Genomic DNA, 15,084 nt, shown 5'->3' with positions numbered 1-15,084 from the left:
CGATGTCAGATATAAGCAGACCACGCAAAGGTTCGCTAGGGTTCGGCCCCCGCACGCGTGCAACCAGCGAGGTTCCGCGTTTCAACTCGTGGCCCGACGGAGACGGCAGTCCGTCTCTCCAAGGCTTCGCGGGTTACAAGGTCGGCATGACCCACGTGGTGATGGTGAACGACGAATCCGATTCCCCGCGCGAGGGGATGGAGGAGACCGTTCCCGTCACCATCGTGGAGACGCCGCCGATGCGGGCAGTCGCTCTGCGAGCCTACGAAGACACGCCGTACGGCAAGAAGCCGCTGACGGAAGTGTGGGGCGACGAATTCCACGACGACCTCTCGCGCACGCTCGACGTGCCCGAGGAGTACGACGCCGACGCCGCCGAAGACGAACTGCGCGAAGCAGTCTCGAACGGCGACGTCGCCGACCTCCGTGTCGTCACCCACACCGTTCCGGACGAGATACCCAGCGTCCCGAAGAAGAAACCCGACGTGATGGAGAGTCGCGTCGGCGGCGGGTCGCTCGACGACCGCGTCGACTTCGCGCTGGATCTCCTCACCGACGGCGGGGAACACGACATGAACGACGTGTTCCGCGCGGGTGAGTACATGGACGTGAGCGGCGTCACGAAAGGCAAAGGTACGCAGGGTCCCGTCAAGCGATGGGGCGTCCAGAAGCGGAAGGGCAAGCACGCCCGACAGGGATGGCGACGCCGGATCGGCAACCTCGGTCCGTGGAACCCCTCCCGCGTCCGCTCGACGGTGCCCCAGCAGGGCCAGACCGGCTACCACCAGCGAACCGAACTCAACAAGCGCCTCATCGACCTCGGTGAGGGCGACGACATCAACGTCGACGGCGGCTTCGTCAACTACGGCGAAGTCGACGGTTCCTACGCGTTGGTCAAGGGTTCGGTTCCCGGTCCGAACAAGCGCCTCCTGCGTTTCCGCCCGGCCATCCGGCCGAAAGACCAGCCGCGCCTCGACCCCGAGGTGCGGTACGTAAGCACCGAATCGAACCAAGGATAAACTATGCAGGCTACAATCCGCAACCTCGACGGCGAGGAAGCCGGTTCCGTGGACCTGCCGGACGTCTTCTCGAAGACGGTCCGGCCGGACCTCATCAAGCGAGCCGTCCTCGCCGCGCAGGCAAACCGCAAGCAGGACTACGGTGCCGACGACTACGCCGGGATGCGAACCTCGGCGGAGTCGCCGGGCAGTGGTCGCGGGATGGCTCACGTCCCCCGAACGAACGGACAGGGCGCGCGAGTGCCCCAGACCGTCGGGGGTCGCAAGGCCCACCCGCCGAAAGAAGAGAAAGACCGCACGCTCGACATCAACACGAAGGAGCGTAAGAAGGCGATCCGCAGCGCCGTCGCGGCGACGGCCGACGCCGACCTCGTGGCCGAGCGCGGCCACCAGTTCGACGAGGACCTCGACCTTCCGCTCGTCGTGAGCGACGAGTTCGAGGACCTGTTGAAGACGCAGGAAGTCGTCTCGTTCCTCGAAGCCGTCGGCGTAGACGCCGACATCGAGCGCGCCGAGGAGAACAAGACGGTTCGTGCCGGGAAGGGTACGACGCGTGGTCGCAAGTACAAGACCCCCAAGTCGGTCCTGTTCGTGACCAGCGACGAACCCTCGAAGGCCGCCCGCAACCTCGCGGGCGCAGACGTTGCGACCGCGCAGGAGGTCAACGCAGAGGACCTCGCGCCCGGTACGCATCCCGGTCGACTCACCGTCTGGACCGAGAGCGCAGTCGAGGAGGTGGCCGACCGATGAGCGTCATCGAGTACCCGTGGGTCACCGAGAAGGCGATGAACGAGATGGACTTCGAGAACAAGCTCCAGTTCATCGTGGACCTCGACGCCGACAAGCCGGAAATCCGCGACGAGATCGAAGCGCAGTACGACGTCACCATCCAGAAGGTGAACACGATGGTCACCATGAACGGTGACAAGAAGGCCACGGTGACACTCTCGGAGGACGACGACGCGCAGGAAGTCGCCTCCAGAATCGGGGTGTTCTGATAATGGGACGACGAATTCAAGGACAGCGACGAGGTCGGGGCGGACCGACGTTCCGCGCCCCCTCGCACCGATACAAGGCGGATCTCACACACAAGAAACCCGAAGACGCGGACGCGGTCTCCGGAACGGTCGTGGACATCGAACACGACCCGGCACGGAGCGCGCCGGTCGCCGCCATTGAGTTCGAGGACGGCGACCAGCGACTCGTCCTCGTGCCCGAGGGCGTCGGCGTCGGCGAGACCATTCAGGTCGGCGTCACCGCCGAAATCAAGCAGGGCAACACGCTGCCGCTCGCCGAGATTCCGGAAGGAGTCCCGGTGTGTAACGTCGAGAGCAGTCCCGGTGACGGCGGCAAGTTCGCTCGCGCTTCCGGCGTGAGCGCGAACCTCGTCACGCACGACCGCAGCGCTGCGGTCGTGGAACTGCCGAGCGGTGAGGTCAAGCGCCTCTCGCCCGACTGTCGGGCGACCATCGGCGTGGTCGCAGGCGGCGGCCGGACGGAGAAGCCGATGGTGAAGGCGGGCAACAAGTATCACAAGATGAAGGCGCGCGGCACCAAGTGGCCGAACGTCCGTGGCGTGGCGATGAACGCCGTGGACCACCCGTTCGGTGGCGGTGGCCGCCAGCACCCCGGCAAACCCAAGTCCGTCTCGCGGAACGCTCCGCCCGGACGGAAGGTCGGGGACATCTCGTCCCGACGAACGGGACGGGGAGGTAACTGAGCCATGAGCGAAGGCGAATACCGAACCGGCCGCGAAGGTGAATTCACCTTCCGCGGGTACGACCTCGACGAGTTGCAGGACATGAGTCTGGACGAAGTCGCGGAACTGCTTCCCGCACGTCAGCGGCGAACCATCGAGCGCGGCCTGTCCACCCAGCAGGAGAAGCTGGTGGAGGAAGCCCGCGAGGCCACCGAGGAAGGGTCGGCCAACGACCCCATCCGGACGCACTTGCGGAACATGCCGGTCCTGCCGGAGTTCGTCGGCAAGACGTTCGCGGTGTACACCGGCCAGAGCTTCGAGCGCGTGTACGTGGAACCGGAGATGCTCGGCCACTACCTCGGCGAGTTCCAGCTGACCCGATCCACGGTCGAACACGGACAGGCCGGTATCGGCGCGACCCGCTCCTCGAAGTTCGTGCCACTCAAGTAAACCATGGGAATCAGTTACAGTGTCGAGACCGACCCGGACACCACCGCCAAGGGGATGCTCCGGGAGCGGCACATGAGCCACAAGCACAGCAAAGCCATCGCCCGCGAGATCAAGGGCATGACCGCGGCGGAGGCCAGCGAGTACCTCCAGAAGGTCATCGACGGCGAACGGTCGGTTCCGTTCAAGTCCCACAACAGCGGCGTCGGCCACCGAAGCGACATCGACGGCTGGGACGCCGGTCGCTACCCCGAGAAGGCCAGCGAGGCCTTCCAGACGCTCATCGAGAACGTCGTCAACAACGCCGACCAGCAGGGCTTCGACGGCGAGTCGATGGAGATCATGCACGTCGCCGCCCACAAGATCGGCGAAGTGCAGGGCCGTAAGCCCCGAGCGATGGGGCGAGCCAGCGCGTGGAACACGCCGGAGGTAGACGTCGAACTCGTACTCAAAGAGGTGCAGGAATAATGGCAGACGAACAACAGTTCATTCACGACGGACTTCAGCGGTCCCAGATCGACGAGTTCTTCGCCGACGAACTCGGCCGCGCGGGCTACGGCGGCATGGAAGTCGCCAAGACCCCCATGGGAACCCAGATCGTCCTCAAGGCCGAGAAGCCCGGTATGGTCATCGGGAAGGGCGGGAAGAACATCCGGAAGATCACGACCCAACTCGAAGAGCGGTTCGACCTCGAAGACCCGCAAATCGACGTGCAGGAAGTGGACGAGCCGGACCTCAACGCCCGCATCGTCGCGGACCGACTCGCCAACGCGCTCGAACGCGGCTGGTACTTCCGGAAGGCCGGTCACACCACCATCGACCGCATCATGGACGCCGGCGCACTCGGCGCCGAAATCGTCCTCTCCGGGAAGGTCACCGGTGCGCGTTCGCGCGTCGAGAAGTTCAACCGCGGGTACATCAAGCACAACGGTGAACCCGCCGAGGACATCGTGGACCACGGACAGGGCGTCGCCGTCCTGAAGCTCGGCACCATCGGCGTGGACGTGAAGATCATCCCGCCGAACGCCAAGCTCCCCGACGACTTCGACATTCAGGAGGACGCGAGTCCCGAAGAGGTCGTCCCCGAGGCCGTCGAGGCCAACGAGCAGGCTGGCGTCGAGGAACTCCTCGAAGAGCCGACCGACGAGGAACTCGAAGAACTCCGCGAAGAGGAAGACGCAGACGAAGAGCCAGCGGACGTCGGCGAAGAGGAGATCGACGAGGAGATCGTCGAAGAGGTCATCGAAGACGAGACCGAGAGCGAGGAGTCGGCCGAGGAGGCCGAGTCCGAGCAGTCGGTCGAAGAGGAACTCGACGAACTCGAAGACGAAGTCGAGCAGGAAGCCGAGGACCTCATGGACGAGATGGAAGACGAGGAATCCGACTCCGAGGAGGGTGACGAATAATGGCCATCCTTCACGTCGAGGAGATCCGCGACATGACCCCCGCAGAGCGCGAGGCGGAACTGGAAGACCTCGAAACCGAACTCCTCAACGCGAAGGCCGTGAAGGCCGCCGGTGGCGCACCGGAGGACCCCGGCCGATTCCAGGAACTTCGTCGGACTATCGCGCGAATCAAGACGGTTCAGCGCGAAGAAGGCGATCTCGAAGAAGAAGCAGCAGCAGAATAATCGAACCATGCCACTCACACCCGAGACGCTGACGCGACACGAACTCAACGGACTCCCCGTCCGCGTCGCCGACGCGGCGAACGCCGACCTCGTGGGAATCGAGGGACGGGTCGTCGCCGAGACGCAGGGGACCGTGAGCGTCGCGTCCGCCGACCGGGTGCGGCAAGTGCCAAAGCAGGGTACGACGTTCGAGTTCGCGCTCACAGATGAACCCGCCGACCTCGCGAAGGGGTCGGGGACCGCGTCCAAACGTGGATCGGAAACTGCCGGAGTTCGCTCCGGTCAGTCTGGTCCGTGCGAGGGCGTGGCCTACGTTACGGTGGATGGCGCGCGGCTGCTCTCACGACCCGAATTGCGCACCGAGAAGGCAGGTGACTCCAAATGGCAATAGGACTGAACGTATCAGAGCCGGAGGGGACCTGCTCCGACGAGGACTGCCCGTTCCACGGATCGCTTTCCGTGCGCGGTCAGACTCTCGAAGGAGAGGTCGCCTCCACAGACATGGACAAAACCGTGATCGTCGAGCGAGAGTACGACGTTCCGGTTCCGAAGTACGACCGGCACATGAAGCGCCGGTCCCGCGTTCCGGCACACCACCCGGACTGCATGGAACTGGAAGTCGGCGACACGGTTCGTATCGCAGAGACCCGACCGCTTTCGAAAACGAAGAGCCACGTCGTCGTCGAGAAGTTCGAGACGACGCGGAGCTTCGCAGCGGGCGGCACCGAACACAGTGACTCGTCGGGCGAGGAATCGACCGGCGTCGTTCCGGAAGGAGGTGACGAGTAATGGAAGCGCTGAAGGCCGACGTGACGCAGGGTCTCGAGAAAGGTTCCCTGCTGACGTGCGCCGACAACACGGGTGCCCGTGAAGTCAAAGTCATCAGCGTCTCCGGCTACTCCGGAGCGAAGAACCGCCACCCCAAGGCGGGTATCGGCGACAAGGTGACCGTCTCGGTCACCAAGGGTACCCCCGAAATGCGTCGGCAGGTACTCGAAGCCGTCATCGTCCGCCAGCGAAAACCCATCCGTCGTCCGGACGGCACTCGCGTCAAGTTCGAAGACAACGCCGCCGTCATCATCGACGACGTCGAGGAACCGCGCGGGACCGAGATCAAGGGTCCCATCGCGCGGGAAGTCGCAGAGCGGTTCGGAAGTATCGCGAGTACTGCTACGATGATAGTATGAGTAAGCAACCACGCAAACAGCGAAATCAGACCGAGCGTGCCTCGCTCCACGAGCGACACGAGCAGGTCAAGGCGACGCTCGCCGACGACCTCCGCGAGGAGTTCGACGTCCGTAGCGTCCGCGTCAACGCGGGCGACACCGTCGAGGTTATGCGCGGAGACTTCGCCGGCGACGAAGGCGAAGTCGTCGACGTAGACCTGCGCGACGCAGTCGTCCACGTCGAAGACGTGACTCTCGAGAAGGCAGACGGCGAGGAAGTCCCGCGGCCGCTCGACGCGAGCAACCTCCGCGTGACCGACCTCGACCTCGAGGACGACGTGCGCGAGGCGCGCCTCCGAGGTGAGAACGAATGACCAAGCATCAGAAACGACTCTCAGTTCCGAAGTCCTGGCCGGTCGAGCGCAAGACCGAAACCTTCACCGTGAAGGCCGACTCCGGCCCGCACGGCGAGGACGGCGTACCCCTCCTCATCCTGCTGCGGGACGTGCTGGGCTACGTCGGCTCGCGGAAGGAAGCCCGCTACGCCCTCGACCAGGGCAGCGTGCTGATCAACGGCGACGAGGGCGTCGCCGAGGACCGACCCATCGGCATGTTCGACATCGTCGCGTTCACCGAACGCGAGGAGTACTACCGGGTGTTCCCCGACGAGGGCGGTCGGCTCACGCTGACCGAGATCGACGCGGACGCCGCCGGTAGCAAGCTGGGCAAGATCGAGGACAAGACGAAGGTCGCTGGCGGCCGGACGCAGCTCAACCTCCACGACGGGAAGAACATCCTCGTCGAGGACGACGAGTACAGCCCCGGCGACTCCATCGTCACCGACAACGACGACAACGAAATCGTCGCCCACTTCCCGTACGAGGAAGGCAGTCTCGTGACCGCAGTTCGAGGCGCGCACGCGGGCGACATCGGCGAGATCACCGAGATTCAGGTGACTCCCGGTAGCGGTTCGAACAACGTCGTGGTCGAGCGCATCGACGACGGCGGTACCTTCGAGACGGTCGAAGAGTACGTCGTCGTCATCGACGAGAACTTCGTAGGAGGTGACGGCGAATGAGCGAAGCCGACGCCGACTTCCACGAGATGCGAGAGCCGACCGTCGAGAAGGTCGTCGTCCACATGGGCGTCGGCGAAGGCGGCCGCGAACTCGCGGACGCCGAGGAGATTCTCGAAGACGTGACCGGTCAGCAGAGCGTGCGGACGCTGGCCAAGTCCACCAAGCCCGAGTTCGGTATCCGGCAGGGCGACCCCATCGGCGCGAAGGTCACCCTCCGCGACGACGAGGCGGTGGCGTTCATCGAGAAGGCGCTCCCGCTGGCCGACATCTCGGCTCGGCAGTTCGACGAGACCGGAAACTTCAGCTTCGGTGTCGAAGAACACACCGAGTTCCCGAGTCAGGAGTACGATCCGAACATCGGTATCTACGGACTCGACGTGACGGTCAACCTCGTGCGACCGGGCTACCGCGTCAGCAAGCGCGACAAGCAGACTCGGTCGATTCCCTCGGGACACCAGTTGACCGCCGAGGACGCCATCGCGTACCTCGAATCGAACTTCGACGTTGAGGTCGAACAATGAGTGAAAGCGAAACCGACTCCGAAGCGACCGGAGAACACGCGGCCAAGCGCACAGGCCAGATCGAAGAGTGCCAGCGCTGCGGTCGAAAGCAGGGTCTCGTCGGCAAGTACGACATCTACCTGTGTCGGCAGTGTTTCCGCGAAGTCGCCCGGAGCATGGGCTTCAAGAAGTATCGATAAATCATGGCAGGAAACGATCCGCTGGCCAATGCGCTCTCCGGCATCGACAACGCCGAGAGCGTGGGTCATCTCGACCACACGGTACAGCCCGCCTCCAACGAAATCGGCAGCGTACTCGAGGTCTTCTACGACCGCGGGTACATCGACGGCTTCGAGTTCGTCGACGACGGCAAAGCCGGGACGTTCGAGGTCGAACTGAAAGGCGCGATAAACGAGTGCGGTTCGGTCAAGCCCCGGTACTCGGCCGGAGCAGACGAGTTCGAGAAGTGGGAGAAGCGCTTCCTCCCCGCCCGCGACTACGGGGCACTCGTCGTCACGACTAGCCGCGGCGTCATGAGCCACTACGAGGCCCGCGAGAAGGGCGTCGGTGGCCAGGTCATCGCGTACGTCTACTAACAATGGCACGAACAGAACTCGAAATTCCGGACGACGTGACCGCAGAGAAGGACCACCTCGAACTCAGCGTCGAGGGTCCCGAGGGGTCCGTTACGCGACGCCTCTGGTACCCCGACGTATCGGTCGAAGTGGACGACGGAACCGTTGTCATCGAGAGCGACGTCGAGGACGCCAAGACGAACGCGACCGTGGGCACGTTCGAGAGCCACGTTCGCAACATGTTCCACGGCGTGACCGACGGGTGGGAGTACACCATGGAGGTGTTCTACTCTCACTTCCCGATGCAGGTCCGTAGCGACGATGGCGAGGTCGTCATCGAGAACTTCCTCGGTGAGAAGGCCCCGCGACGAACGAACATTCACGGCGATACGACGGTCGAAGTGGACGACGAAGTTCTCCACCTGCGCGGGCCGAGCATCGAGGACGTGGGCCAGACGGCCGCGGACATCGAGCAACTGACCCGCGTGCAGGGCAAGGACACTCGCGTCTTCCAGGACGGCGTCTACATCACCGAGAAACCCCAGACTGGAGGTGTCTAACGGATGGCAGACGACGAACCCCAAGAACTCGAAGACATCAGCGGTGTCGGCGCGAGCAAAGCCGACGCACTCCGCGACGCCGGTCTCTCGTCCGTCGAGGACGTGAAGGCCGCGAGTCAGGACGATCTCGCCGAGGTCGAAGGCATCGGGAACGCCCTCGCGGCCCGCATCAAGGCCGACGTCGGCGGTCTCGAAGTCGAAGAGGAGACCGAGGCGGAGATCGAGGAAGAGGAGCCGGAAGAGGCTGCGGAAGACGAGACGGAGGTCGAGACGGAACTCCAGCCCCGAGGGCTGGTCAACAAGACCCCCGACCTCACCGAGCGCGAGGAGGAACTCCTCACGCAGCGCAAGCGCGTCGGTAAGCCGCAGTTCAACCGGCAGGACTACCACAAGAAGAAGCGCACGCCGAAGTCGTGGCGACGTCCGAAGGGGACGCTCTCGAAGCAGCGCCGCGGCGTCAAGGGCAAGGGCGACACGGTCGAGGCTGGCTTCCGGACGCCGAAAGCGGTGCGCGGCAAGCACCCCAGCGGCTTCGAGGAAGTCCGCGTCCACAACACCGACGACCTCGAAGGCGTCGACGGCGACCGCGAAGCGGTCCGCATCGCCTCGAAGGTCGGTGCCCGTAAGCGCGAGCGCATCGAGGAACAGGCCGAAGAGAACGGGATTCGCGTCCTCAACCCGACCTACGTCGAAGTGGAGGTCGAAGAATGACTGACCTGAGCGCACAGAAGCGACTCGCTTCGGACGTCCTCGACGTCGGCGAGAGCCGCGTCTGGTTCGACCCGGACGCGCAGGGAGCCATCGCGGAGGCGATCACCCGCGAGGACATCCGCGAACTCGTCGACGACGGCTCGATTCGAGCCGAGGAGAAGAAAGGCAACTCGCGCGGCCGCGCCCGCAAACGCAAGGCCAAGCGCGACTACGGTCACCAGACCGGCGCTGGCACCCGCAAAGGGAAGTCGGGCGGCCGCCAGCAGCGAAAGGAACAGTGGCAGCAGACGATTCGCGCGCAGCGAACGAAGCTCCGCGAACTCCGCGCCGAGGGTGAAATCACCCAGTCGCAGTACCGCGACCTCTACGACAAGTCGAAAGGCGGGGAGTTCCGTAGCGTCCAGTACCTGCTGAACTACATCGAGAGTAACTACTAACAATGGCAACAGGACCACGATACACGGTGCCGATGCGCCGCCGCCGCGAGGTCCGGACTGACTACCATCAGAGGTTGCGCCTGTTGAAATCGGGCAAGCCCCGGCTGGTCGCTCGCAAGAGCAACCAGCACATCAGGGCGCAGCTGGTCACGATGGGTCCCGACGGCGACGAGACTGTTGCGAGCGCCTTCTCCGGCGACCTCGAGGAGTACGGCTGGGAAGCCCCCACGGGCAACCTCCCCAGCGCGTACCTCACGGGGCTGCTGGCCGGGAAGCGAGCGCTCGACGCCGGACTCGAGGAGGCAGTCCTCGACATCGGTCTCAACACCGCAACACCCGGAGGTAAAGTATTCGCAGTGCAGGAAGGCGCTATCGACGCAGGGCTCGACGTCCCCCACAACGACAGCGTGCTGGCCGACTGGTCGCGCAACCGCGGCGAACACATCGCCGAGTACGCCGAGCAGTTGGACGAACCGCTCTACAGCGGGGACTTCGACGCCACAGAACTACCAGAGCACTTCGACGAAGTGCGAGAAACCATCATGGAGGACTAACGTATGTGTGCTAACCACGACGGCTGGGAACCCCAGACCCGTCTCGGCCGCAAAGTCGCCGAGGGCGACATCGACACGATGGAGGAAGCCCTCAACTCCGGACTCCCGCTGAAGGAGTCCGAGCTGGTCGACCAGCTGCTGCCGGGACTGGAAGACGAGGTGCTGGACATCAACATGGTCCAGCGTATGACCGACTCCGGTCGCCGCGTGAAGTTCCGCTGCGTCGTCGCCATCGGCAACCGCGACGGTTACGTCGGTTACGCCGAGGGCCGCGACGACCAGGTCGGCGGTGCCATCCAGAAGGCCATCGACATCGCCAAGCTGAACCTGATTCACGTCAACCGCGGCGCGGGGTCGTGGGAAGACCGAAGCGAACGACCGCACTCGCTGGCCCGCCGGACGAAGGGCAAGGCGGGGAGCGTCGAGGTCGAACTGATTCCGGCTCCGACCGGACTCGGACTCGCGGCGACCGACACCGTTCGGAAGATTCTGGAACTGGGCGGCGTCGAGAACGCGTGGACCAAGAGTCACGGCAACACCCGGACCACGCTCAACCTCGCCAAGGCGACCTACAACGCCCTCGAGAACGCCGCCGAGTCGCGCGGCCCGCGAGGCCAGACCTCCGACTTCGAGGAGGTGGCCGAGTGATGAAGGCTGTCGTCCAGATTCGCGGTGAGGTGGACATGAGCGGCGATACGCAGGACACGCTGGAGATGCTGAACCTCCACCGCGTGAACCACGCCACGCTCGTTCAGGACACCGACGCCTACCGCGGGATGATCACCAAGGTCAACGACTACACCGCGTACGGTGAGCCGAGCCAGGACGTTCTGGAGACGCTCATCGAACGCCGCGCCGAACCGCTCGAAGGCTCCGCGGACATCGACGACGAGTGGGTCGCCGACGAGACGGACTACGACGACGTAGCCGACCTCGCGGCGGCGCTGTTGGACGAAGAGACGACGCTGCGCGAGCAGGGTCTCTCCCCGGTTCTCCGTCTCCACCCGCCGCGGGGCGGCCACGACGGACTCAAGCACCCCACCAAGGAGGGTGGCCAACTCGGCAAGCACGACACCGAGGAAATCGATTCGCTCCTGAAGGCGATGCGATAACCATGACCGACAAGAAACGACGACAACGCGGCTCCCGCACGCACGGCGGCGGTAGTCACAAGAACCGGCGCGGTGCCGGTCACCGCGGCGGACGCGGACGCGCGGGTCGCGCAAAACACGAGTTCCACAACTACGAACCGCTCGGCAAACACGGCTTCTCCCGACCGGAGAAGGTCAAGGACGAGATTCTGACCATTACGGTCCAGAAGCTCGACGAGGACGCGGCCCTGATGGCCGCCGAAGGCGTCGCCGAGGAGACCGACTTCGGCTACCGCGTCGACGTCCGTGACGTGGTCGAAGACGGCTGGGAGGCCGACGCCGTGAAGGTTCTCGGCGACGGTCAGGTCCGCAACCAGCTCGAAGTGACCGCCGACGCGTTCTCGGCGAGTGCGGTCGAACTCATCGAGGAGGAAGGCGGCGACGCCGTCCTCAGCGACCGCGCCGAGGAGGCCGACGAGGAAGAAGCCGACTCGGACGACGACGACGAGTAATCGCGGACTGCCGTCCTGCGGTTTTGCGGTTCTTTTCCGTTCTCCGACCGGACAGCGGCGGGTTCATTTACCGACGGGAATCGGATAATCTCGAAATCCGGAGGGGAGACCTCGGTTTCTTCCGATTCGGGACCGACGTACGTCGGACGGGAATCGACCGTAACGCGCTCCTCACCGCCTGAGTCGTGACGTTGGCGTCGTTCGGACTCGGGGTGTGACTGAAACACTTATCACTCCGCCTCCCTATCAACAACTATGACCTACGATACCGTCGTCTTCGACAACGACGGTGTCCTCGTCGGTCGCACGAGCTTCGATGTTCTCCGGGACGCCACCCTGGAGACGTTCGCCAAGTTCGACGTGACCGACCCGGACCCCGACCACGTCGACGACATGACCGTGGGAGCGACCCCCGGCCGAGTCGACGAAATTTGTAACGAGTACGACCTCGCGCCGAAGACGTTCTGGAAGGCCCTCGACAGCACCGCCTCGCGCGCCCAGCAGATGGAGGCCCGCGAGGGGCGCAAGACGCCCTACGACGACATCCACACGCTGGGTGACCTCGACGCCTCGATGGGCATCGTGAGTTCGAACCAGCAGGAGACGGTCGACTTCCTCCTCGACCACTTCGACGTCTCGCACATGTTCGACACAGCCTACGGCCGCGAGGCGACAATCGAGAGCCTCGACCGTCGGAAGCCCAACTCCCACTACGTGGACCTCGCACTTGCCGACCTCGACGCCGACTCGGCGCTGTTCGTCGGCGACAACGAGTCCGACATCCGGGCCGCCGAGAACGCGGGCATCGACTCCGCGTTCATCCGACGACCTCACCGCCGCGACTGGGAACTCAACGTCTGGCCCACGTGGGAGATAGACTGTCTGGACGACCTCCACAGAGTCTGTAGCGCCTGAGCCCCGTCGCTCACCTCGCTCGCCGAGGAAAGCCGCCGAGAGCTATCGGTCGCGCTGGCCGACGCGTCCGTCGTCGCCGACCAGCAGGTCGTCGTCGGCCACCCCGAGTCGCTTGCCCGCGGTTTCGGCCTCGTCGTCGGCCCGGCGGAGCCGTCCGGCTGCCCCGAGACCGAACTGCGGCATGTCGCTGTAGAGGCTCTCGTAGTCGTCTCCCTCGACCACGTACGTCTCGTGGAAGATGCCGACGTCGCCGGTGCTGGCGCTCGACTCGTTGTACGACGCCCACGCCGGGACGTGTTTCCGGTCGAGGTCCCGCGCGTAGGCTCGAAGCTCCTCGAAGGAGTCCCAATACTGCACCGAGACGAGGAGTCGCCATCCGAACAGGCTCTCGTGGTGTAGGAGACCGGACTCCGGGTCGGCGTCGAGTTCCCGGAGCATCCGGGGCATCGCCGCCGCCACTGGGAGCCACTTGTGGACTTTCCACAGACAGTTGAGCCGCATCCCGATGACGAACACGACGAACTCGCCGTCCAGTTGCGCAGTCGTTCGCTCGGCGTGAATCCGACCATCGTCGGGCGTCCCGTGAGACGAATCGGTCATACACGAGGATTTATGCCGCTGGTCGATAGAGCTTGCACCAACATGTTGGGGACGGCGCGACGAAACGACGCGACGGCGAGCGGGGAGTCGCCGTGATCCGAGCGCGGTTCCGGATGGCGCTCCCCGATGACGTTTGGATATCGACGGTCTCGCGGTCGTTTCCGGACGCGACGTTTCGACTGCTCACCGGCGTTCCGGTCGAAGACCGAGCGATGGAACTGGGCGAAATCGTCGGGGACGAGGCGGTGTCGGCGAGCGAGGCGATTCGGTCCCACTCAGACGTCGTCGCGTACGACCCGCTCTACACCGCCGACGAGCGCACGCTCGCCCAGTACGAAGCGACCGACCAGCGACTCTACGACTTTCTGGGCCGGTCGTCGCTCCCGCCGGAGTTCCCCGTCGTCGTCACCGACGGGCGCTTCGAGTTCGACCTGACCGCGACCCGCGAGCAGTTCGAAGCGGTCGGAACCGCGCTGGACGAGAGCGCCTTCGACTACGACCTCCTGTCGGTGGTCGAGACCGGCGACGAGACGGACCGTCGGACCGACCGCGAGGGCGGGCTAACCGGTCACGGCGGCCTGTTGACCGACCGCCAGCGGGAGTGTCTCAACGCGGCGCTCCGCGAGGGTTACTTCGAGGTGCCTCGCGAGTGTACGCTGGCCGACCTCGCGGAGACGCTGGAAATCGACAAGTCCACCGCGAGCGAGATACTGCGCCGCGGCGAACGTCGGGTTCTCGGAACGGTCCTCCTCGGGAACGACTGATGTCGAGGAGCACGAGACCCAGCCGTCGAGCCACGGCGTTACGAGAGCAGCCCACGGCTATTCGAGCGGTTCGGACGGCCGCGCCGCGTCGTACGTCTCCCGGAGCGTGTCGGCGAACTGCCCGCCCTTCCGGAGCGCGATGGTGACGACGACGAACTCCCTGCCTTCGGGCCGGAGGACGAACACCTCGCGCGCGGCCGACCCCTCCTGCTCGTTCACCCGGTCGACCAGCGGCTCGAGCGGTCGCGTGCCGTCGCGGAACGCCTCGAACGTGCCGTTAGTCGGGTCCTCGGCGAACACGTAGAGGACGCCGTTGACCTCGTTGTCGGTGTTTCTGGTCACGCGGCTGTTCATGGAGTCGCCAGCGGCGCGAGCGCTCGCCCACGTCTCCTGTGCCACGTCGAAGACCGGGTCGATGTCGTCGGCGAAGACGTACAGCGTCGGGCGTCGCACTGAAAGCGACCGGACCGTCGGCTCCGGCGTCGTCCAGTCGAGGTCGGCATCGACGAGGTATCCCGGCCGGAGGTCCTCGACCGGCGCGTCGTGGCCCGTCTCCGCGGTGACGACCGGTTCGAAGGTCTGGCGGTCGAGGAGTCGAACTCCGCCGTCTTCGGGAACGGCCAGTACGCGGTAGCCCCGTTCGTCGTCCGTGGCCCGACCGCCTTCCGAAGTCGCCGCCGCGTCCTCGGCGGACCTCTCGTCGCCGTCGCCGGTCGAGTCCTCCGCGGCGCGGTCGTCGTCCGAGTCCCAGATGTCGTTCACGGACTCGGGTAGGTCCGGTGAACGGGAAAAGCACTCGCATCCGATATCGGGTCAGAGGGGCGAC

At 65.0% G+C, this 15,084-nt stretch carries 27 protein-coding genes; 25 read left to right on the top strand and 2 right to left on the bottom strand.

The window, feature by feature from the left end; translation table 11 throughout:
* The first annotated feature begins 2 nt into the window (after positions 1 to 2).
* The 24 genes from NGM06_RS01650 to NGM06_RS01535 all read left to right on the top strand — a co-directional run bounded on the left by NGM06_RS01650 (position 3) and on the right by NGM06_RS01535 (position 12,894).
* Positions 3 to 1,019 carry a 50S ribosomal protein L3 gene (locus tag NGM06_RS01650; protein WP_254268632.1) on the top strand — a complete coding sequence of 339 codons (1,017 nt, stop codon included), beginning with the start codon at positions 3 to 5 and terminating at the stop codon, positions 1,017 to 1,019.
* Positions 1,020 to 1,022: 3 nt separating this feature from the next.
* Positions 1,023 to 1,769 carry a 50S ribosomal protein L4 gene (gene rpl4p, locus NGM06_RS01645; protein ID WP_163520214.1) on the top strand — a complete coding sequence of 249 codons (747 nt, stop codon included), beginning with the start codon at positions 1,023 to 1,025 and terminating at the stop codon, positions 1,767 to 1,769.
* Positions 1,766 to 2,017: a 50S ribosomal protein L23 gene (locus tag NGM06_RS01640; protein WP_163520213.1), complete on the top strand. Its 252-nt coding sequence runs from the start codon at positions 1,766 to 1,768 to the stop codon at positions 2,015 to 2,017. Before rpl4p ends, NGM06_RS01640 begins: the two co-directional genes overlap by 4 nt.
* Positions 2,018 to 2,019: 2 nt before the next feature.
* Positions 2,020 to 2,739, top strand: coding sequence for a 50S ribosomal protein L2 (locus tag NGM06_RS01635; RefSeq protein WP_254268631.1), 720 nt, complete (start codon positions 2,020 to 2,022; stop codon positions 2,737 to 2,739).
* Between the two features lie 3 nt (positions 2,740 to 2,742).
* The gene (locus NGM06_RS01630) at positions 2,743 to 3,168 is read left to right on the top strand and encodes a 30S ribosomal protein S19 (protein ID WP_163520211.1); all 426 of its coding nucleotides are present in this window, start codon (positions 2,743 to 2,745) and stop codon (positions 3,166 to 3,168) included.
* Between the two features lie 3 nt (positions 3,169 to 3,171).
* On the top strand, positions 3,172 to 3,633 hold the full coding sequence (locus NGM06_RS01625; RefSeq protein ID WP_254268630.1) for a 50S ribosomal protein L22: 462 nt from the start codon (positions 3,172 to 3,174) through the stop codon (positions 3,631 to 3,633).
* Positions 3,633 to 4,571 carry a 30S ribosomal protein S3 gene (locus NGM06_RS01620; RefSeq protein WP_254268629.1) on the top strand — a complete coding sequence of 313 codons (939 nt, stop codon included), beginning with the start codon at positions 3,633 to 3,635 and terminating at the stop codon, positions 4,569 to 4,571. Before NGM06_RS01625 ends, NGM06_RS01620 begins: the two co-directional genes overlap by 1 nt.
* Complete coding sequence (gene rpmC / locus NGM06_RS01615) at positions 4,571 to 4,795, top strand: 50S ribosomal protein L29 (protein WP_254268628.1); 225 nt, start codon at positions 4,571 to 4,573, stop codon at positions 4,793 to 4,795. The genes NGM06_RS01620 and rpmC overlap by 1 nt, the downstream gene beginning before the upstream one ends.
* Before the next feature lie 7 nt (positions 4,796 to 4,802).
* The gene (locus tag NGM06_RS01610; RefSeq protein ID WP_254268627.1) at positions 4,803 to 5,186 is read left to right on the top strand and encodes a ribonuclease P protein component 1; all 384 of its coding nucleotides are present in this window, start codon (positions 4,803 to 4,805) and stop codon (positions 5,184 to 5,186) included.
* On the top strand, positions 5,177 to 5,584 hold the full coding sequence (locus tag NGM06_RS01605; RefSeq protein WP_254268626.1) for a 30S ribosomal protein S17: 408 nt from the start codon (positions 5,177 to 5,179) through the stop codon (positions 5,582 to 5,584). The genes NGM06_RS01610 and NGM06_RS01605 overlap by 10 nt, the downstream gene beginning before the upstream one ends.
* On the top strand, positions 5,584 to 5,982 hold the full coding sequence (locus NGM06_RS01600) for a 50S ribosomal protein L14 (protein WP_254268625.1): 399 nt from the start codon (positions 5,584 to 5,586) through the stop codon (positions 5,980 to 5,982). The genes NGM06_RS01605 and NGM06_RS01600 overlap by 1 nt, the downstream gene beginning before the upstream one ends.
* The gene (rplX, locus tag NGM06_RS01595) at positions 5,979 to 6,335 is read left to right on the top strand and encodes a 50S ribosomal protein L24 (protein WP_254268624.1); all 357 of its coding nucleotides are present in this window, start codon (positions 5,979 to 5,981) and stop codon (positions 6,333 to 6,335) included. Before NGM06_RS01600 ends, rplX begins: the two co-directional genes overlap by 4 nt.
* Positions 6,332 to 7,039: a 30S ribosomal protein S4e gene (locus NGM06_RS01590; RefSeq protein ID WP_254268623.1), complete on the top strand. Its 708-nt coding sequence runs from the start codon at positions 6,332 to 6,334 to the stop codon at positions 7,037 to 7,039. Before rplX ends, NGM06_RS01590 begins: the two co-directional genes overlap by 4 nt.
* Positions 7,036 to 7,560 carry a 50S ribosomal protein L5 gene (locus NGM06_RS01585; RefSeq protein WP_254268622.1) on the top strand — a complete coding sequence of 175 codons (525 nt, stop codon included), beginning with the start codon at positions 7,036 to 7,038 and terminating at the stop codon, positions 7,558 to 7,560. The genes NGM06_RS01590 and NGM06_RS01585 overlap by 4 nt, the downstream gene beginning before the upstream one ends.
* The gene (locus NGM06_RS01580; RefSeq protein ID WP_137284894.1) at positions 7,557 to 7,739 is read left to right on the top strand and encodes a 30S ribosomal protein S14; all 183 of its coding nucleotides are present in this window, start codon (positions 7,557 to 7,559) and stop codon (positions 7,737 to 7,739) included. Before NGM06_RS01585 ends, NGM06_RS01580 begins: the two co-directional genes overlap by 4 nt.
* A gap of 3 nt (positions 7,740 to 7,742) precedes the next feature.
* Positions 7,743 to 8,135 carry a 30S ribosomal protein S8 gene (locus NGM06_RS01575; RefSeq protein ID WP_163520202.1) on the top strand — a complete coding sequence of 131 codons (393 nt, stop codon included), beginning with the start codon at positions 7,743 to 7,745 and terminating at the stop codon, positions 8,133 to 8,135.
* 2 nt (positions 8,136 to 8,137) lie between these two features.
* Positions 8,138 to 8,674: a 50S ribosomal protein L6 gene (locus tag NGM06_RS01570; RefSeq protein ID WP_254268621.1), complete on the top strand. Its 537-nt coding sequence runs from the start codon at positions 8,138 to 8,140 to the stop codon at positions 8,672 to 8,674.
* Positions 8,675 to 8,677: 3 nt separating this feature from the next.
* Entirely contained in the window at positions 8,678 to 9,385 is a 708-nt protein-coding gene (locus NGM06_RS01565; RefSeq protein WP_163520200.1) for a 50S ribosomal protein L32e, read from the top strand.
* Positions 9,382 to 9,822 (top strand): 50S ribosomal protein L19e, encoded by a 441-nt coding sequence (locus NGM06_RS01560; protein WP_254268620.1) that lies wholly within the window; start codon positions 9,382 to 9,384, stop codon positions 9,820 to 9,822. Before NGM06_RS01565 ends, NGM06_RS01560 begins: the two co-directional genes overlap by 4 nt.
* 2 nt (positions 9,823 to 9,824) lie before the next feature.
* Positions 9,825 to 10,376 carry a 50S ribosomal protein L18 gene (locus tag NGM06_RS01555; RefSeq protein ID WP_163520198.1) on the top strand — a complete coding sequence of 184 codons (552 nt, stop codon included), beginning with the start codon at positions 9,825 to 9,827 and terminating at the stop codon, positions 10,374 to 10,376.
* Between the two features lie 3 nt (positions 10,377 to 10,379).
* Positions 10,380 to 11,024: a 30S ribosomal protein S5 gene (locus NGM06_RS01550; RefSeq protein ID WP_163520197.1), complete on the top strand. Its 645-nt coding sequence runs from the start codon at positions 10,380 to 10,382 to the stop codon at positions 11,022 to 11,024.
* Entirely contained in the window at positions 11,024 to 11,488 is a 465-nt protein-coding gene (gene rpmD, locus NGM06_RS01545; protein WP_163520196.1) for a 50S ribosomal protein L30, read from the top strand. The genes NGM06_RS01550 and rpmD overlap by 1 nt, the downstream gene beginning before the upstream one ends.
* Positions 11,489 to 11,490: 2 nt before the next feature.
* Positions 11,491 to 11,979, top strand: coding sequence for an uL15m family ribosomal protein (locus NGM06_RS01540; protein ID WP_254268619.1), 489 nt, complete (start codon positions 11,491 to 11,493; stop codon positions 11,977 to 11,979).
* Between the two features lie 255 nt (positions 11,980 to 12,234).
* On the top strand, positions 12,235 to 12,894 hold the full coding sequence (locus NGM06_RS01535) for an HAD family hydrolase (RefSeq protein ID WP_254268618.1): 660 nt from the start codon (positions 12,235 to 12,237) through the stop codon (positions 12,892 to 12,894).
* 42 nt (positions 12,895 to 12,936) lie between these two features.
* Here the strand turns inward: NGM06_RS01535 and NGM06_RS01530 are convergent, their stop codons facing one another.
* A complete protein-coding gene (locus tag NGM06_RS01530; protein WP_254268617.1) occupies positions 12,937 to 13,494 on the bottom strand; it encodes a DUF4188 domain-containing protein in 558 nt (185 codons plus the stop codon).
* A gap of 32 nt (positions 13,495 to 13,526) precedes the next feature.
* Here NGM06_RS01530 and NGM06_RS01525 point away from each other — a divergent pair, with 32 nt between their 5' ends.
* A complete protein-coding gene (locus NGM06_RS01525) occupies positions 13,527 to 14,258 on the top strand; it encodes a helix-turn-helix domain-containing protein (protein WP_254268616.1) in 732 nt (243 codons plus the stop codon).
* A 57-nt stretch (positions 14,259 to 14,315) separates the two neighbouring features.
* On the opposite strand, the gene NGM06_RS01520 is transcribed toward NGM06_RS01525, so the two are convergent.
* The gene (locus NGM06_RS01520; protein ID WP_254268615.1) at positions 14,316 to 15,020 is read right to left on the bottom strand and encodes a DUF6663 family protein; all 705 of its coding nucleotides are present in this window, start codon (positions 15,018 to 15,020) and stop codon (positions 14,316 to 14,318) included.
* Between the last annotated feature and the right edge of the window lie 64 nt (positions 15,021 to 15,084).

This window comes from Halorussus aquaticus (genome assembly GCF_024218795.1).
Taxonomy (GTDB): Archaea; Halobacteriota; Halobacteria; order Halobacteriales; family Haladaptataceae; genus Halorussus; species Halorussus aquaticus.
Note: the sequence above shows the minus strand (reverse complement) of the source record. Positions and strands in the feature narration are given on the sequence as shown.